Annotated in this window: 13 protein-coding genes; 9 read left to right on the plus strand and 4 right to left on the minus strand. The window is 59.7% G+C overall.

The window, feature by feature from the left end; genetic code table 11:
* Positions 1-73: 73 nt before the first annotated feature.
* Both guaB and guaA read left to right on the plus strand, forming a co-directional pair.
* Entirely contained in the window at positions 74-1543 is a 1470-nt protein-coding gene (gene guaB, locus K0F88_RS05840; RefSeq protein WP_109634587.1) for an IMP dehydrogenase, read from the plus strand.
* Between the two features lie 99 nt (positions 1544-1642).
* The gene (gene guaA / locus K0F88_RS05845; protein ID WP_046054681.1) at positions 1643-3220 is read left to right on the plus strand and encodes a glutamine-hydrolyzing GMP synthase; all 1578 of its coding nucleotides are present in this window, start codon (positions 1643-1645) and stop codon (positions 3218-3220) included.
* Positions 3221-3292: 72 nt separating this feature from the next.
* On the opposite strand, the gene K0F88_RS05850 is transcribed toward guaA, so the two are convergent.
* Positions 3293-6352: a membrane-targeted effector domain-containing toxin gene (locus K0F88_RS05850; protein ID WP_219094541.1), complete on the minus strand. Its 3060-nt coding sequence runs from the start codon at positions 6350-6352 to the stop codon at positions 3293-3295.
* 99 nt (positions 6353-6451) lie between these two features.
* On the minus strand, positions 6452-7156 hold the full coding sequence (gene treR / locus K0F88_RS05855; RefSeq protein WP_219094542.1) for a trehalose operon repressor: 705 nt from the start codon (positions 7154-7156) through the stop codon (positions 6452-6454).
* Between the two features lie 235 nt (positions 7157-7391).
* Here treR and treP point away from each other — a divergent pair, with 235 nt between their 5' ends.
* From treP to tadA, 7 genes are all read left to right on the plus strand, one after another.
* Complete coding sequence (gene treP / locus K0F88_RS05860) at positions 7392-8834, plus strand: PTS system trehalose-specific EIIBC component (RefSeq protein ID WP_219094543.1); 1443 nt, start codon at positions 7392-7394, stop codon at positions 8832-8834.
* A gap of 54 nt (positions 8835-8888) precedes the next feature.
* Positions 8889-10535 (plus strand): alpha,alpha-phosphotrehalase, encoded by a 1647-nt coding sequence (gene treC, locus K0F88_RS05865; protein ID WP_219094544.1) that lies wholly within the window; start codon positions 8889-8891, stop codon positions 10533-10535.
* A 105-nt stretch (positions 10536-10640) separates the two neighbouring features.
* Positions 10641-11864, plus strand: a complete 1224-nt coding sequence (locus tag K0F88_RS05870; RefSeq protein WP_219094545.1) for a carbohydrate porin — start codon at positions 10641-10643, stop codon at positions 11862-11864.
* Between the two features lie 62 nt (positions 11865-11926).
* Positions 11927-14461 (plus strand): phosphoenolpyruvate--protein phosphotransferase, encoded by a 2535-nt coding sequence (gene ptsP, locus K0F88_RS05875; RefSeq protein WP_094470824.1) that lies wholly within the window; start codon positions 11927-11929, stop codon positions 14459-14461.
* A 2-nt stretch (positions 14462-14463) separates the two neighbouring features.
* A complete protein-coding gene (locus tag K0F88_RS05880) occupies positions 14464-14754 on the plus strand; it encodes a PTS transporter subunit EIIB (RefSeq protein ID WP_094470825.1) in 291 nt (96 codons plus the stop codon).
* 117 nt (positions 14755-14871) lie between these two features.
* The gene (locus tag K0F88_RS05885) at positions 14872-16248 is read left to right on the plus strand and encodes a multicopper oxidase family protein (RefSeq protein WP_172791575.1); all 1377 of its coding nucleotides are present in this window, start codon (positions 14872-14874) and stop codon (positions 16246-16248) included.
* Positions 16248-16745, plus strand: a complete 498-nt coding sequence (gene tadA / locus K0F88_RS05890; protein WP_008042399.1) for a tRNA adenosine(34) deaminase TadA — start codon at positions 16248-16250, stop codon at positions 16743-16745. The genes K0F88_RS05885 and tadA overlap by 1 nt, the downstream gene beginning before the upstream one ends.
* Before the next feature lie 129 nt (positions 16746-16874).
* On the opposite strand, the gene cmoB is transcribed toward tadA, so the two are convergent.
* A complete protein-coding gene (cmoB, locus tag K0F88_RS05895) occupies positions 16875-17831 on the minus strand; it encodes a tRNA 5-methoxyuridine(34)/uridine 5-oxyacetic acid(34) synthase CmoB (RefSeq protein WP_219094546.1) in 957 nt (318 codons plus the stop codon).
* Complete coding sequence (gene cmoA / locus K0F88_RS05900) at positions 17828-18607, minus strand: carboxy-S-adenosyl-L-methionine synthase CmoA (RefSeq protein WP_219094547.1); 780 nt, start codon at positions 18605-18607, stop codon at positions 17828-17830. The genes cmoB and cmoA overlap by 4 nt, the downstream gene beginning before the upstream one ends.
* Positions 18608-18699 lie beyond the last annotated feature (92 nt).

An 18699-nucleotide genomic window follows, 5' to 3' on the forward strand; every position in this document is an offset into this window, starting at 1 on the left:
GTTTTACATTGAACCCGAGGGGGTGTCTGACTATAATGGCGCGCTTCCATTTTCCCGCTCGGGAGCCCCCGCGATGCTGCGTATCAGCCAAGAAGCTCTGACATTCGACGACATTCTCCTAGTGCCTGGTTATTCCGAGGTGCTTCCTAACGAAGTCAGTCTCAAGACCCGCCTAACCCGTGGCATCGAGCTGAATATTCCCCTGGTTTCTGCCGCAATGGACACCGTCACTGAAGCCCGTCTGGCAATCGCCATGGCTCAGGAAGGTGGCATCGGCATCATCCACAAGAACATGACCATCGAGCAGCAAGCTGCCGAAGTGCGCAAGGTCAAGCGTTACGAGGCCGGCGTGGTCAAGGACCCGATCACTATCGAGGCCGACGCCACGGTTCGTGAGCTGTTCGAACTGACCCGCCAGCACAACATCTCCGGTGTTCCGGTTTTGCACAATGGCGACCTGGTCGGCATCGTCACTTCCCGTGACGTGCGTTTCGAAAATCGTCTGGAAGCCACTGTCCGCGAAGTGATGACGCCGAAAGAGCGTCTGGTCACGGTCAAGGAAGGCGCCGACAAGAACGACGTTCGCGAGCTGTTGCACAAACACCGCATCGAACGCGTGTTGATCGTCGACGACAAATTTGCCCTCAAAGGCATGATGACCGTCAACGACATCGAAAAAGCCAAGGCTTACCCGCTGGCCAGCAAGGACGATCAAGGTCGTCTGCGTGTTGGCGCTGCCGTCGGCACCGGTAAAGACACCGGTGATCGCGTAGCCGCCCTGGTCAACGCCGGCGTTGACGTGGTGGTGGTCGACACCGCACACGGTCACTCCAAAGGCGTAATCGACCGCGTTCGCTGGGTCAAACAGAATTTCCCTGAAGTGCAGGTCATCGGCGGCAACATCGCCACCGGCGCTGCCGCCAAGGCTCTGGCCGAAGCCGGCGCTGATGCGGTCAAGGTCGGTATCGGCCCAGGCTCGATCTGCACCACCCGTATCGTCGCCGGTGTCGGCGTCCCGCAAATCAGTGCCATCGCCAACGTCGCCGCTGCCCTTGAAGGCACAGGCGTTCCGTTGATCGCCGACGGCGGCATCCGTTTCTCCGGTGACCTGTCCAAGGCCATCGTAGCCGGTGCTTCCTGCGTGATGATGGGCTCGATGTTCGCCGGTACTGAAGAAGCGCCGGGCGAGATCGAACTGTTCCAGGGCCGTTCGTACAAGGCTTACCGCGGCATGGGTTCGCTGGGCGCCATGTCCCAGGCTCAAGGTTCCTCCGACCGTTACTTCCAGGACTCCTCGGCAGGCGCCGAGAAACTGGTTCCGGAAGGCATCGAAGGGCGTGTCCCGTACAAGGGCAGCCTGAGCGCCATCATCCATCAACTGATGGGCGGCCTGCGTTCCTCGATGGGCTACACCGGCAGTGCCGACATCGAAGAAATGCGCACCAAGCCTGAGTTCGTGCGGATCACCGGCGCCGGCATGGCCGAGTCCCACGTTCACGACGTACAGATCACCAAAGAAGCGCCAAACTACCGCGTAGGTTGAGGCTTCAAGCAAAACGTTTAGTAACCGGGGCTGTTTTATTCAGCCCCGAGTTGTTTCTGAATCACGACTGTTTCTGAATTATTTAGACGAGACTGAATCATGGCCCTCGACATTCACGCTCACCGCATCCTGATCCTCGACTTCGGTTCCCAGTACACCCAGCTGATTGCCCGCCGCGTGCGCGAAATCGGCGTGTACTGCGAACTGCATCCGTTCGATATGGATGAAGACGCGATTCGCGAATTCGCTCCAAAAGGCGTCATTCTCGCCGGCGGCCCCGAGTCCGTGCACGAAGCCAACAGCCCTCGCTGCCCGCAAGCGGTGTTTGACCTGGGCGTTCCGGTCTTCGGTATCTGCTACGGCATGCAGACCATGGCAGAACAGCTGGGTGGCAAGGTGGAAGGTTCCGAACTGCGTGAGTTCGGTTACGCCCGTGTCGACGTGGTCGGCAAGAGCCGCCTGCTCGACGGCATCGAAGACCACATCGACGCTGACGGCCTGTTCGGTCTCGACGTGTGGATGAGCCACGGTGACAAGGTCACCAAGATGCCGCAGGAATTCCACATCCTGGCCAGCACCCCGAGCTGCCCGATTGCCGGCATGTTCGACGATGCTCGTGGTTACTACGGCGTGCAATTCCACCCGGAAGTGACCCACACCAAGCAGGGCGGTCGCATCCTGTCGCGCTTCATCCTCGACATCTGCGGCTGTGAAGCCCTGTGGACGCCGTCGAAGATTGCGGAAGACGCCATCGCCAACATTCGCGCCCAGGTCGGCACGGACAACGTACTGCTCGGCCTGTCCGGCGGCGTTGACTCCTCGGTGGTTGCCGCGCTCCTGCACAAAGCCATTGGCGACCAGCTGACCTGCGTTTTCGTCGACAACGGCCTGCTGCGTCTGCACGAAGGTGAGCAAGTGATGGCCATGTTCGCCGAGAACATGGGCGTCAAGGTGATCCGCGCCAACGCTGAAGACCAGTTCCTGAACAACCTGGCCGGCGAGTCCGACCCAGAGAAAAAACGCAAGATCATCGGCCGTACCTTCATCGACGTCTTCGATGCCCAGTCCAACAAACTGGACAACATCAAGTACCTCGCCCAAGGCACCATCTACCCGGACGTGATCGAGTCGGCTGGCGCCAAAAGCGGCAAGGCTCACGTGATCAAGTCGCACCACAACGTGGGTGGCCTGCCGGAAGAAATGAACCTCAAACTGGTTGAACCCCTGCGCGAGCTGTTCAAGGACGAAGTCCGTCGTCTGGGCCTGGAACTCGGCCTGCCGTATGACATGGTCTACCGTCACCCGTTCCCGGGCCCGGGCCTGGGCGTGCGGATCCTCGGTGAAGTGAAGAAGGAATACGCCGACCTGCTGCGTCGCGCCGACCACATCTTCATCGAAGAACTGCGCAAGGCCGACTGGTACCACAAAGTCAGCCAGGCCTTCGTGGTGTTCCAGCCGGTGAAATCGGTTGGCGTGGTCGGTGACGGCCGCCGTTACGCCTGGGTCGTGGCCCTGCGTGCGGTGGAAACCATCGACTTCATGACCGCGCGTTGGGCTCACCTGCCTTACGAACTGCTGGAAACTGTCAGCGGCCGGATCATCAACGAAATCGAAGGCATCTCCCGCGTCACCTACGACGTGTCGAGCAAGCCGCCAGCGACGATTGAGTGGGAATGATCCCGGTCTCAACTGATCGTCCGTAACACCTGAAAGGCCCCGTGAGCGCAAGTTCACGGGGCCTTTTTGCGATCAGGCCGCTACAACGGGCAGGCGCCCTTCAAGGGTCAGGCCCATGCGGTTGAGTGCGTGGACAAGGTTGATCAGATTCGCGTAGGTGATCTGATGCACGGCAGTCCAGGCAGGACGGTTAATCAGAAAGCCGCCATCCGCCGTTCGCTCAATCATCGTTCGCACAATCTGGTTGGTCCGGCTGCGATGGATCAGTGTCAACGTGTCCTCCGACCGTTCAATGGTGAACATGCCTTGGCGGAACAGCAGCTCATTGATTTGCTCGGGCGATCGCTGAATGACCTGAGTTGGAATCTGCAGGCTGATGTCGGCATACAGTGTGTCGACATTGCCGGCCATCTGGGGGGCGGCGTCTGCAACTTCACGGCCGACTTCGATGCCATGGTCGATGTCGAGGTGCAGACTCTGTTCAGGGCCCACTTCTTCGATTCGTAGACCGATACCTCCCTCGGTTTCGCTGATGCCGGCCATTCCCCTGAATGTGTTGGTACTCTCCTGGTCGGTGAGCACCACCCATTTGCCGCCGCCATTACGGGCTTGAGTGGCCTGCATGATGGTATGGGTAAGGTAGGTCTTGACGGATTGCCGTGACATGGCGCGGAAGTTCGGGTCTGTGTAGCGATAGCTGGCCAGGCAATCGGTGGCCTGGATTCGAATGCCGTTCTGTTGGGCCGTTTTGACGACCTCCAGAGGGGTAAATTGTCGGGCAGGATCGCCGGGCAGCTTTTGCAGGTACTTCTCCAGCATGCCATGCATCTCCCCGGTTTCGGCGAAGTCGTTCAGGTCGACTTGATTGAAGTCGTTGAGCAGGCGATGCATATAGATCGTCTTGACGCCTTGTTTCGCCAGCGTCGGCATGTTTTCGATCAGGAACCGCATGCTGGCAATGCGATCCTGACTTTCACCGACTACCAGGCCGGGCGCAGCGTTGAATATGTCCTCGATGAGTTCTGTAACGGTGGTGGAGGGTGTGATGACGGGCTGAACCGGCCGAGCGGGCAACGAGGCAAAAAAGTCCTTGGGGATCTGGAATCCGATTGCATCCCTGATCAGGACCGCTCGACGCCCGGCGACATACTCTTCATAGGGGGTGATCCCTGTGATGCCCCTGCCGGGCGTGGCGACGACTTTTATATGGGTTTCGGGCTTTCCCAGGGCCAGGAAGTTCAGCGAACGCCCATTGGGAGCATCGTATCTCGTTAAATGCCTGAAAAAATCAGACCTTGGCCGGGCATGAGTCGTCGGCCTGGAAGGACCGGGTCCGGGAGCAGGCTTGCTGAGGCCTTTGCCGCCGCCTTTCAATCCGGCTTTCGGCGCCAGCTCCCATTCGCCCTCGCCATTCAGGCGCACGGGAATTGATCCCGTGGAGGCATGCGGGTTGGCCGGGTCGATGATCGCCCACGTACCGCTACCATTGAGGTCGGCTTCGTAGTGAACGTAGTAAGCCTGATCGTTCATCATGATGGCGGTGGAAGGGTTTGAGTCCAGCGAGTAGATACCCCGAAATTTTCCGCTCGTGGCCACAGGGTAGTTTTCGAGGATTTCATTGCATTGCCAGTGCTCTGGCACTTCAAAGGCTTGCGCGGTTTTATCTGGCAGGGTAGGCAACACACCCGGTTGCAGGGGACCTTCCTCTGATTCAGCGGACGCCTGATGGTCTTGCGTGGCGACGGTTTCTTCCGGATCGAGCGTCTTGTACAAATCCGCCATCTCGGCCGCTTCAGCCGCCTCAGCGGCGGCCCCGGCTTCATCCAATACGTTGACCTCCTTGAGCAGCGGAATATTGAACAGGGCATTGATGCCATCGAGCACCGCGCCGATGACGCCGGCCTTGCGCTGCGCCGCCGTTTTGCCATTGACCGCCTTGTCGATGTTCAAGCCCATGGCGGCGATACTGGCGCCGATCACCGGCAACGCGATTGGCCAGCCCAGAACCGCCAAGGGGCCAAAAACATGCAGGCCGGCAGACAGGTAACCCAGCCAAAGTTGTTTGCGCATTTCTCCGTGGGTCACCAGCGTCAGATCCGCCTCTTCCAGCATCGTGCTCTGGACCGCCCGGCTTTGCCAGGTGAAGGCATCGCCGCTGATCGTGATGTTTTTCTGATTGATCAAGTGGTGGTCGTACTTTCCCCAGGTACCGACCAACTGGTTCATCAGCGGGGTGATGTTGTCGTGGACTTCCTTGCGTACCGACAACGGGAAATGAGTCATGAACTCGGTGCGTGGTTGTTCTTCATTCATTTGCAGCAACATCCACCAGTGCATGTCCGTCAGTGTCGGATGCACGTGGAAGGCCTGTGCGGTGCCGGGAACGTAAGTGATCTGCCGACCGTTGCGGTCAACGATGCGCAGAATATCGGTGGCGACATGCCCTGCGACATCCAGGGCGCAGACACGAAGATCCGCAGGCGAAGTGGTTTGGGACTGTAGGGTCGCCAGGGAGATCGGCCAGGCCGCGCCGCCGGCGACGGCCCTTACGACGGTCTGAAAATCCTCCTCTTCCAGTTGACCGTTTTGCCGCGCCTCGACGGCTTTGCTGAGGTAGTTACATTTGGCCAGGGTCCGGAAGTCATCGAAATGAGTGGCCCAGAACGCGTTCAGTTTATTCAGGTAGCGTTCACTGAGGTTCTTGTCCCACAGGTCCGTCAGGACCTTGCTGGGGTACATCCGCACTTCATTGGTTTCATTGAAAATGCTGGCGCTTGCATCTGCCGTGTAAAACCCGCCGTTACTGTTCAGTTCGAGGGCGTCGTCTTGATCGGTGACGCGGTATCCCTGAATGACCAGTTGCGTCAGGGTCAAGGATTCACAGGGTTTGGGGGCGTGCTCCCAACTCAGAAAGGCCTTGGTGCTGCTGGCCGAGACGTTATCGAACCGGTGCCACCAGACCTGATCCGGGTCCAGGCCGGTAATGCCGTGTTTTTGCAGGATTTCGCTGGCGACCGCGTGGGCTTCCTCCTTCAAGCCCGGGCAGGCTGTCACAACGACAGGGGCAATCGTTTTCAGCTGCTCCTTGTCGGCAGCATTGGGTAACGCTTCGGTACTCTGATCAACAGGCATGCTCTCGCTCCTTGAGAAATGGGTCGTGAGGATGACCCGTTTACTCAAGGCAAGTGCACTACATAGTTATGCCCACATGCCTTTCGTGACCATGTAGGGTCAGCGCCGTGCCACATCCGAAAAGTAGAACTTGTCGAGGGTATGCCGTGATTCGGTGTACTCGAACTGCCGGCCGTCCTGCAGGAACGTCTGGTTGCTGACCACGATCACATGGCTCTGACCGTCGAGGTCGAGGTGATGTTGGTCGTCCTTACTGCGGGGGACCGCTTCGATGGTGCGCTGGGCGTAGGCGATTTGCAGTTTCAGGGTCTGTTCGATGAAGGCGTAGATCGACTGCTCGGCGATGTCGCGGGACAAACCGGGAATCACGTCGCTGACGAAATGGTTGATGTCGAGGATCACGCGTTTGCCGTCGATCCGCCGCACGCGCTTGATCCGCGTGATCAGGCTGCCTTCTTCAGCCTTGATGTGCTCGAGCAGTTGGCCATCGAGGGGGATTTGTGTGAATTCGACCACCTCGGTGCTGACGTCGTTGCCCAGTCGCGGATAGGTCTCCTGGAAGCTGACGATGCCGCCCAACTGGAATTCGATCGGGTTGGTCGACAGTACGAAGGTGCCTTTACCGTGGACTTTCTGGGCGAATCCGCGCTCCTGCAATTGCTCGATGGCCTTACGCACGGTGCCGCGACTGGCCTGATAGCTGTCCATCAATTCGGTTTCGGAAGGCAACCGGGCGCCGCGTTCCAGACGCTCGGTCGTGATGCTGGCAAGCAGATCGCTGTAGATCTGGTTGTATTTACTCATGGGATGGCTCTGTGCCGCGATGTACTCAAGGTTTCGAACCTTAAGGGCAGGGTAGGGGTTTGTCCATGCGGCTTTAGGTTTCATCGTTTCAAGTGGTAGGAAAAATCGTCAACGACTCGGTTCGGAATAAACAAAATCAAACTCGTCTGTACGAGTTGTTGCTTTAACTCGTACAGACGAGTACTTTTCGCTTCGGCGTGCTGCCAAAAACAAAAAACTACAGCGGAAGAAAAGCATGAGCCACGACTATCCGAACATCGCCAGCGAGCTGCTGCAAAGCCTCGGTGGCAGCGACAACCTCGAGCAGGCCGCGCACTGCGTCACACGTCTGCGCCTGGCCCTCAAGGATCCGGGGTTGGTCGACAGCGCCACGCTGAATCAGATCGACCTGGTGAAAGGCTCGTTCTTCACCGGCGGCCTGTTCCAGGTGGTCATCGGCCCCGGCGAGGTTGAAAAGGTTTACGCCGAACTGCGCCGTCAAACCGGTCTCGCCGCTTCAACCATCGCCGACGTTAAACAAAAAAGTGCCGACAAGATAAACGCCATGCAGCGTCTGGTGCGGGTGTTTTCCGACGTGTTCATGCCGATCCTGCCGGCGTTGATCATTGCGGGGCTGTTGATGGGCATCAACAACCTGATCGGCGCCAAGGGGATGTTCATCGAAGGCCAGACCCTGCTGGATGCCTACCCGAAACTCGACGGGCTCTGGAGCCTGATCAACCTGATGGCCAACACCTCGTTTGTGTTCCTGCCGGCACTGGTGGGCTGGTCGGCGGCCAAGCGCTTTGGTGGCAGCGAAATCCTTGGCATCGTGCTCGGCCTGATGCTGGTTCACCCGGACCTGCTCAACGCCTGGAACTACGGCAAAGCGGTGGCCGGGCTGGACGGGCAAAGCCTGCCGTACTTCGACATCCTCGGGTTGTTCCAGATAGAGAAGGTCGGTTATCAGGGACAAATCCTGCCGATCCTGCTGGCGGCTTATGTCATGAGCGTCATCGAAAAATGGCTGCGGGCGCGGGTGCCAAACGCCGTGCAATTGCTGGTGGTGCCGATTACCACCATCGTGGTCACCGGCGTGTTGGCGTTGGCTGTGATTGGCCCGGTGACCCGGCATCTGGGGATTCTCATCACCGAAGGCGTGGTCATGCTGTTTGACCTCGCGCCGATGGTCGGCGGGGCTATTTTCGGGCTGCTCTACGCGCCGCTGGTGATCACCGGCATGCACCACATGTTCCTCGCGGTCGACTTGCAACTGATCTCCACCCAGGGCGGCACGTTCATCTGGCCGATGATCGTCATGTCCAACCTCGCTCAGGGCAGCGCGGCACTGGCGGTGTTCTACATGACCCGCAATGTCCGCGACAAAAGCATGGCCTCGACCTCGGCGATTTCCTCCTATTTCGGTATCACCGAGCCGGCCATGTTCGGGGTCAACCTGCGCTACAAATTTCCGTTCTATGCGGCCCTGTGCGGTTCGGCCCTGGGCTGCATCTTCCTGTCGCTGAACAAGGTCCAGGCCTCGGCCATCGGCGTCGGCGGCTTACCCGGTTTCATCTCGATCATTCCGCAGTTCATCCCGGTGTTCGTGATCGGGATGGTCATCGCCATGGTTGTACCGTTTGTTCTGACCTGTGGGTTGAGCATGAAGATTGTCCGGCCCGGGTATCGGGTCGCCTGACAGATCGCGATGAGGCCCTAAGGCCGCTACAAAACTTACTGAAGGAATCCCGCCATGCAAGACTGGCAACGTTCGGTGATCTACCAGATCTACCCGAAGAGTTTTCACAGCCACGCCGGCAACCCCACGGGTGATTTGCTCGGCGTCGTGGCCAAGCTTGATTACCTGCAATGGCTGGGTGTCGATTGCCTGTGGATCACGCCGTTCCTGCGTTCGCCCCAGCGCGACAACGGTTATGACATCAGCGATTACTACGCCATCGACCCGAGCTACGGGACCATGGCCGATTGCGAGTTGTTGATCGCCGAGGCGGGCAAGCGCGGGATCAAGTTGATGCTCGATATCGTGGTCAACCACACCTCGATCGAACACGCCTGGTTCCAGCAGGCTCGTAGCAGCCTCGACAACCCATACCGCGACTTTTACATCTGGCGCGATCAGCCAAACAACTGGGAATCCAAGTTCGGGGGTTCCGCCTGGGAATATGAGGCGCAGACCGGTCAGTACTTCCTGCACCTGTTCGATCACACCCAGGCCGACCTGAATTGGGACAACCCGAAGGTGCGCGCCGAAGTCTTCAAAATGATGCGTTTCTGGCGCGATAAAGGCGTGGGTGGTTTCCGCCTGGATGTGATCAACCTGATCTCCAAACCAGCGGACTTCCCAGAAGACAAAACCGACGGTCGACGCTTCTACACCGACGGCCCGAACGTGCATGAGTACTTGCAGCAGATGCACCGGGAAGTCTTCGAAGGTCACGACCTGATCAATGTCGGCGAGATGTCGTCCACCCGTCTCGAGCACTGCATTCGCTATTCGAAACCGGAATCGAAAGAACTGTCGATGACCTTCAACTTCCATCATCTGAAGGTCGATTACCCGAACCTGCAGAAGTGGATTCGTGCCGACTTCGACTTTCTGGAACTCAAGCGCATCCTCTCGGACTGGCAGACCGGCATGCAAGCTGGCGGTGGCTGGAACGCGCTGTTCTGGTGTAACCACGACCAGCCGCGAGTGGTCTCGCGTTTTGGCCATGACGGCGAGCATCGCGTGGTGTCGGCGAAGATGCTTGGTACCGCGCTGCACTTCCTTCAGGGCACCCCGTTTGTGTATCAGGGCGAAGAGCTGGGCATGACCAATCCGGGGTTTGATCACATCGATCAGTACCGCGATGTCGAAACGCTGAACATCTTCCGCCTCAAGCGTGAAGCCGGTGCGACCGATGCCGATAACATGGCGGCGATCATGCAGAAGTCCCGGGACAACGGCCGCACACCAATGCACTGGAACGCCGAGCCGAACGCAGGATTCAGCGTCGCGGAACCCTGGATCGGCGTGCCCGCCAACGCGGTGCAGATCAACGTCGCCACCCAGCTCGACGACCCGGACTCCGTGCTGCATCACTACCGTCAGTTGATTGCCCTGCGCCGTAGTGAAGCGCTGATGTCTGACGGCGTCTATCGGCAATTGCTGCCAGAGCACCCGCAAATCTGGGCGTATGTGCGTGAAGGTCATGGCGAGCGTTTGCTGATACTGAACAACTTCTACGGTACGCCGTGCGAAGTCGAACTGACGGATGACGTGATCAGCGAAGCGATGGCTCAGCGTCTGGTCATCAGCAACTACCCGGAATGTCCGCCGCGAAATAGGCAGATTCTTTTAAGGCCCTTTGAGTCGTTCGTTTTGCACCTGACCGACTGACCGACTACTAAAAACACCGACTTTAAAAAACACGCAGAACGCTGCGCGGGGGAGTTTTGCGCGCCGAATTTGCGGAACAACACAATAAAAATAATGGGGTGGTTCTTGAAATCAACACTAAATCGCAGCCTTGCCGCTGCGAGCGTATGCCTGGCGTTGCCATTGTCGGCGCAGGCCCTGGAGTTCGGCGGTTATTTGCGCAGCGGTGTCGGGACATCGGTCAACAGTGGAAAACAGCAGTGTTTCCAACTGCCCGGTGCGCAGACCAAATACCGCTTGGGCAACGAATGCGAGCAGTACGCGGAACTCGAACTACGCCAGGACCTGCACACCCTGGACGACGGTTCGGTGCTGAGCGTCGATGGCATGGCTTCGCTGTATAACCAGTACGACAAGGACCTGACGTTCAATGGCGATAACGGCTCGGTGCGCATGCCGCAGATGTACGCGCAGTGGTCGAACATGCCGAGCCTCAACGGCGGTTCGCTGTGGGCCGGTCGGCGTTACTACAAGCGGAATGACATCCACATCTCCGACTTCTACTACTGGAACCAGAGCGCCACCGGCGGTGGTATCGAGGATGTGCTGATCGGCGGTCTGAAATACAGCTATGCCTTCTCGCGCAAAGACAACCTGTACCAGAAGGACTACATCAACCGTCACGATTTCAACGTCGCCGGTTTCCACACCAACCCCGGTGGTGAACTGGAACTCGGGCTGAGCTACATCGACAAACCCGACAGCCGCGACGCACACCGCGGCTGGGCAATCACCGCACAGCATGTGCAAACAGGTTTTCTGGGCGGCAAGAACAAACTGGCCTTCCAGTACGGCGAAGGCCCAGGTACTGGATTGGGGTATACCGGTAACGTAAAGCTGGACGACAGCAACAAAAGCTACCGGGTGGTGGAGTTCTTCGACTGGCAAGTGACGCCACGGTTTGGCGGGCAAGTCGAGGCGGTTTACCAGAAAGACATTCGCCAGGACGGGGCCGATCAAAACTGGATTTCCCTGGGGATTCGTCCGACTTACGCGCTCACCGAACAGTTCAAACTGGTGACCGAACTGGGTCACGATCAGGTTGAAGCCACAGGCGGCACGCGCAAGCTGAGCAAGTTCACCTTCGCCCCGACGTGGTCGCCCCAAGGCCCGGAATTCTGGGCGCGGCCCGAGGTGCGTCTGTATTACACCTATGCCAGCTGGAACGAGGCGGCCAAACGGGCGGCCAATGAACTGGCGGCGGGTTCGGCGTTGTCCGATACCGGCGGCTTCGGCACGGCGCGGCACGGTGCGAATGTCGGATTGCAGGTCGAGTATTGGTGGAAATAAGCGATGCTGTCGGAGCCTCGCGCTCCATCGGCACTTCAAAGAACAAAACAGCAGGTGACGTCATGGCCACACCCCAACAATTGCAACTGCACGCCCCCCTGTCCGGCGTATTGATGCCACTGGACCTCGTGCCCGATCCGGTGTTTTCCAGCCGGGTCATCGGCGATGGCCTGTGCATCGATCCGACGTCAACGACCTTGTGTGCGCCGCTGGCCGGGGTTGTCAGCAACGTGCAGGCCAGTGGTCATGCAGTCACCATCACCGACGAAAAGGGCGTGCAGGTGTTGATGCACATTGGCCTCGACACGGTGAACCTGGCCGGGAAGGGGTTCACCCGGTTGGTGGAGGAGGGCCAGCAGGTTGACGTTGGACAGGCGCTGATCGAGTTCGATGCCGATTTTGTTGCATTGAATGCCCGCAGCCTGCTGACGTTGATGCTGGTGGTCAGTGGAGAACCGTTCACCTGGCTGACGCCGGGAACGGGTCTGGTAGAAAGTGGCCAGCCCTTGCTGAGCCTGAAATCTGTTGAGCAGACAAAGGATGCGTCGCTGCCGGAAGCGGACGAAGCGCTGTTTTCCAAACCGGTGACGCTGGCCAATCTTAACGGCTTGCACGCCCGTCCGGCCGCGGTGTTTGCCCAGGCGGCCAAAGCTTTTTCGGCGAGTATCTACCTGCACAAAAAGCAGGAGACTGCGAACGCGAAATCCCTGGTGGCAATCATGGCGTTGCAGACGGCGCACGGTGATGTCATGCAGGTCAGTGCGGCCGGCCCGGATGCGGAAGCGGCGATCATGACACTGACCGAACTGCTGCTGACTGGATGCGGTGAAGTGGTTGTGGGCCCGATGCAGGTTGAGGTGAATGCGGTCGAGGCTTCATCGCTGACGGCGCTGCGCGGGGTTTGTGCATCTCCCGGATCGGCGTTTGGCCAAGTGGTACAGATCGCCGAACAAAACCTGGAAGTGAATGAACTCGGCGCCACACCGCAGGTGGAACGCGATCACCTGTCTCGCGCCCTGGCCGAGGCGCTGGTGGCCCTGCAACAGCTGCGTGACAACGCCAAGAGCGACGCGCAGGCCGACATCTTCAAGGCGCATCAGGAACTGCTCGAAGACCCGGGTTTGCTGGAAGTGGCTGACGTGCTGATCGATGAAGGCAAAAGCGCCGGGTTCGCCTGGCGCGCGGCCACCGATTCGGCAGCCACCTTGTTCAAAAGTCTGGGCAACGCCTTGCTCGCGGAGCGGGCGGCGGACCTTGCCGATGTGAGCCAACGGGTGCTCAAACTGATACTCGGTGTACGGGATCAGGCGATGGAGCTGCCTGAAGGGGCGATCCTGATCGCCGAACAACTGACGCCGTCGCAGACTGCCGGGCTCGATACTCGCAAGGTACTGGGGTTCGCCACGGTCGGTGGCGGCGCCACCAGCCATGTCGCGATCCTCGCCCGCGCGTTCGGTTTGCCGGCGATCTGCGGGCTGCCGGTGCAAGTGCTGGCGCTGGTCAACGGAACCCAGGTGTTGCTCGATGCCGACAAGGGCGAATTGCAGCTGGATCCGGATCTGCAGGCCATCGAACAGCTGCAAGCCAGGCGCCTGCTTCAGCAACAACGCCGGCAGCGTGAGTTGGCGCACGCAACGTTGGCCGCCTGCACCCGCGACGGTCACCATGTTGAAGTGACGGCCAACATCGCTTCGCTGGTAGAAACCGAGCAAGCCATGGCGTTGGGAGGCGAGGGTGTCGGTTTGCTCCGTTCGGAGTTTCTTTATCTGGATCGCAACCATGCGCCGAGCCATAACGAGCAGGTGTCCACCTACAGCGCGATCGCCAAGGCACTCGGGCCGACGCGCAATCTGGTGGTGCGCACCCTGGATGTCGGCGGCGACAAACCGTTGGCCTACGTGCCGATGGGCAGCGAAACCAACCCCTTCCTCGGCATGCGCGGGATTCGTTTGTGCCTGGAGCGCCCGCAACTGTTGCGCGATCAGTTCAAGGCCATCCTGAGCAGCGCCGGGCTGGCTCGCTTGCACATCATGCTGCCGATGGTTACGCAGCTGTCGGAGTTGCGTCTGGCCCGGCAGCTGCTCGAAGAAGAGGCGCAGGTTTTGGGCCTCATGGAACTGCCCAAGCTGGGCATCATGATCGAAGTCCCGGCGGCGGCACTGATGGCTGATCTGTTTGCGCCCGAGGTGGATTTCTTTTCCATTGGCACCAACGATCTCACGCAATACACCCTGGCCATGGACCGCGATCACCCGCGTCTGGCCAGTCAGGCCGACAGCTTTCATCCGGCGGTACTGCGCTTGATTGCCAGCACCGTAAAGGCCGCGCACGCCCACGGTAAATGGGTCGGTGTGTGCGGCGCCATGGCCTCCGAGACATTGGCCGTGCCGCTGTTACTGGGGCTTGGGGTGGATGAGCTGTCAGTGAGCGTGCCGTTGATTCCGGCGATCAAGGCAGCGGTTCGTGAGCTGGACCTGGTGGACTGCCAGGCCATCGCCCAGCAAGTGCTGGGCCTGGAAAGTGCCGGACAGGTACGCGAGGCGTTGCGGCTGTATCACGAGGCGACGGTCGATACTTCACTGGTTCTGGAGAACTGAACATGTTCGAGAAAATGCAGCGAGCGTTCTGGAAAGCGTTGACGCCGGATCTGGTGGTGGATGAGCCGAAGGTGGTTGCTCAGCCTGTTTCCGGGCTGGCGCCGGATGTCGTAGCCGCGCTGGGCGGTGTGGATAACCTCAAGTCGCAGCAGCCGGTGGCGCTGACTCGAGTTCGGGTGGAATTGCGGGATGTGGCGCGGATGGATCGACAGGCATTGAGTGTGGCGGGTGTGCCGGGCGTGATGCTGCTGGATGACGGCGTGGTGCATCTGATCACGGGCCTCGCGTTATGATCACACCTGCTGCGGCCATCCGCCGCCCCACCCTTACTGTTTCTCAACCGCAGGTGTATCGTATTCGCCTTTTACGGGCCCCCGGGCCTGTCGCTGATACGTGAGGTAGTTGAGTTCATGTCCTTTACCCGTCGCCAAATCCTCGGTGGCCTGGCCGGTCTTGTTGTCGTTGGTGTCGGAGCAGGGGGCGCATCGCGGTACTGGCTGGGCAAGATGGCCGACGCTGACGCCGGCCATGACTATGAGCTGATCGCGGCACCGCTGGACGTCGAACTGGTTGCCGGGCACAAGACCGAGGCCTGGGCGTTCGGCCCCTCGGCGCCGGGCACCGAACTTCGGGTTCGTCAGGGCGAATGGCTACGGGTGCGCTTCATCAATCATCTGCCGGTGGCGACCACCATTCACTGGCATGGCATTCGCCTGCCACTGGAAATGGACGGGGTCCCCTACGTTTCTCAATTGCCGGTGCTGCCGGGCGAGTACTTCGACTACAAATTCCGCGTGCCGGACGCCGGCAGCTACTGGTATCACCCGCACGTGAACAGCAGCGAAGAACTCGGCCGCGGTCTTGTCGGCCCGCTGATCGTCGAAGAGCGCGAGCCGACCGGTTTCAAGTACGAGAAAACCCTGAGCCTCAAGAGCTGGCACGTCGATGAAGAGGGGGCTTTCGTGGCCTTCAGCATTCCTCGCGAAGCCGCCCGTGGCGGCACCGCTGGACGCTTGTCGACCATCAACGGTGTTTCGCAAGCGGTGATCGACTTGCCCGCCGGGCAAATCACCCGCGTGCGCCTGCTCAACCTTGATAACACGCTGACCTATCGCCTTAACATTCCCGGCGTCGAAGCGCAGATCTACGCGCTGGACGGTAATCCCGTGGAGCCGCGCCCAATGGGCAAGGAATACTGGCTCGGCCCGGGCATGCGCATCTGCCTGGCGATCAAGGCACCGCCCGCCGGTGAAGAGCTGTCCCTGCGCAACGGCCCGGTTCGCCTGGGCACGTTGCGCTCGGTGGCCAACACCGATGCACCCACCGAATGGCCCGCCGCCCTGCCGGCCAACCCGGTGGCAGAACCCGACCTGGCCAATGCCGAGAAACTCAACTTCAATTTTGAATGGGTGGGCTCGGTGTCGGTCAACGTCGACAACGGCAAACCGCCGAGCCTGTGGCAGATTAACGGCAAGGCCTGGGACATCACGGACAAGACCTGCGCCGACCGCCCGATTGCCAAGCTCGAAAAGGGCAAGAGCTACATTTTCGAATTGAAGAACATGACTCAGTATCAGCACCCGATCCACCTGCACGGCATGAGCTTCAAAGTCATCGCCTCGAACCGGCACAAGGTCATTCCGTACTTCACCGACACGTACCTGTTGGGCAAGAACGAGCGCGCGCGAGTCGCGTTGGTGGCGGATAACCCTGGCGTGTGGATGTTCCATTGCCATGTGATCGACCACATGGAAACCGGCCTGATGGCCGCCATCGAGGTGGCCTGATGCGTCAGATACGTCCCGCCGCGATCATTGACCGCAGCCGTGATCGCGACTTCATGCGCGAAGCCCTGGCCTTGGCCGCACAAGGCGCGGCGCTGGGTGAAGTGCCCGTGGGCGCGGTGCTGGTACAAGACGGCGAAATCATCGGTCGCGGCTTCAATTGCCCGATCAGCGGCAACGATCCGAGTGCCCACGCCGAAATGGTGGCGATCCGCGCCGCAGCATTGGCCGCCAGCAACTATCGTCTGCCGGGTAGCACGCTGTACGTAACCCTTGAGCCATGCAGCATGTGCGCGGGGCTGATCGTCCATTCACGGATTGCGCGGGTGGTGTATGGCGCTCTGGAGCCGAAAGCGGGGATTGTGCAGAGTCAGGGACAGTTTTTTACCCAGGGCTTTTTGAATCACCGGGTGCTCTATGAAGGCGGGGTGTTGGCAGAGGAGTGCGGGGCTGTGCTCAGCGAATTCTTCAAGGCCCGACGCGCGAAACCCGCGGACTAAACACAGACCCCTGTGGGAGCGAGCTTGCTCGCGATGGCGTCCTTTCAGTCAACGATGATGTTGAATGCTCGTCCGCTATCGCGAGCAAGCTCGCTCCCACAAGGTTTTTCAGTGTCTGGGAAAGTGGGTTTATTTGCGGGCGACGATAACCGCACGCATCGGCGCCGGCAGCCCTTCAATCGTCTTGCTGTGATCCTGCGGATCCAGAAAATCACTCAACGACTGATACTTCATCCACTCCGTCCCGCGCTGTTCCTCGACCGTGGTCACGCTCACGTCGACACAACGAACATCCGTAAACCCGGCACGTCGCAACCACAATTCCAGAGCCGGCACTGAAGGCAGGAACCACACGTTACGCATCTGCGCATAACGGTCTTCCGGCACCAGCACCTGCTGTTGATCGCCTTCGATGACCAATGTCTCCAGCACCAGTTCGCCGCCCTTGACCAGGCAATCCTTCAGCGCCAGCAAATGCTCGATCGGCGAACGACGGTGGTAGAACACGCCCATGGAAAACACCGTGTCGAAGCCCTCCATGTTCGGCGGCAGGTCTTCGAAAGGGAACGGCAGGTGCCAGGCATTGGGTTCTGACAGGTAACGCTGCACCGCCTGGAACTGGCAGAAGAACAGCCAGTTCGGGTCGACACCGATCACGCTGTCGGCCCCGGCGCCAAGCATGCGCCACATGTAGTAGCCATTGCCGCACCCCACATCGAGGATGCGTTTGCCCTTCAGGTCCAGATGCGGCGCGACCCGCGACCACTTCCAGTCTGAACGCCATTCCGTGTCGACATGTACGCCAAACAGATCAAATGGCCCTTTGCGCCACGGCGACAACCCCATCAACGCGGAACGCATTTGCGCACGGGTCTCAGCGTCGCAATCGGTGTCCAGTGTCAGACCATTAAGTAAATCAACTTCACTCGGCTGAATCTTCGGCAACGCATCCAGCGCACTTTGCCAGCGCTCCAGGTCGCCGTGACCCTTTTCCATTTTCTTGTCGAGTTGCGCTTGCAGGGTGTTGGCCCATTCGGCCAGCGGGGTGCCAGCCAGACGGCGGGCGAGGGGGGACAGATCAATCATGGCAAGGCAATCAACGAGGCAAAGTTAAGACACTGGAACCACGGCACGACTTTCGAGAACCCGGCCGCCAACAGGCGCTCGCGGTGTTCTTCGAGGCTGTCGGGCTTCATGACGTTTTCGATGGCGCTGCGCTTCTGGGCGATTTCCAGTTCGCTGTAGCCGTTGGCGCGTTTGAACGCGACATGCAGGTCAGTGAGCAGCGCGTGTTCTTCAAGGTCGTTGAAGCGCAGCTTCTCCGAGAGGATCAACGCGCCTGCGGGCAACAGCGATTGGCGGATACGCGAGAGCAACGCGGTACGCTGGTCCGGGGCGATGAATTGCAGGGTGAAGTTCAGCGCCACCACCGAGGCGGGCTGGAAGTCGAGGGCGAGGATGTCGCCTTCGATCACTTCCACGGGCAGCAACTCCTGGAACATCGAGTCCTGACCGTTGAGGTATTCGCGGCAACGTTCGACCATTGCCGCAGAGTTATCCACAGCGATCACGCGGCAACCGTCGGTGCGCACGTGGCGGCGCAGCGCTTGAGTCACGGCGCCCAGGGACGAGCCAAGGTCGTACAGCACGCTGTTGGGCTGGGCGAATTGCGCGGCGAGTACGCCGAGGTTCTCGACGATGGTCGGATAACCCGGCACCGAGCGCTTGATCATGTCCGGGAACACCCGCACCACGTCCTCGTTAAAGGCGAAGTCGGGCACCTGGGCCAAAGGCTGGGCGAAAAGGCGATCGGGTTCTTTGCTCACGGCGGTTCCAGCGGCATAGGTGGAAAAGGCCGGCATTTTAGCCAAATTGACGGGGGGATGCGCGGGTTGTCTGATAAACCGTGGGGGATTTGCGAAGGGGGCAGATGAGGTCTTGGCTGCAGGGAGCA

Source organism: Pseudomonas sp. UMAB-40 (assembly GCF_900095275.1).
In the GTDB taxonomy this organism is placed as follows: Bacteria; Pseudomonadota; Gammaproteobacteria; order Pseudomonadales; family Pseudomonadaceae; genus Aquipseudomonas; species Aquipseudomonas mandelii_B.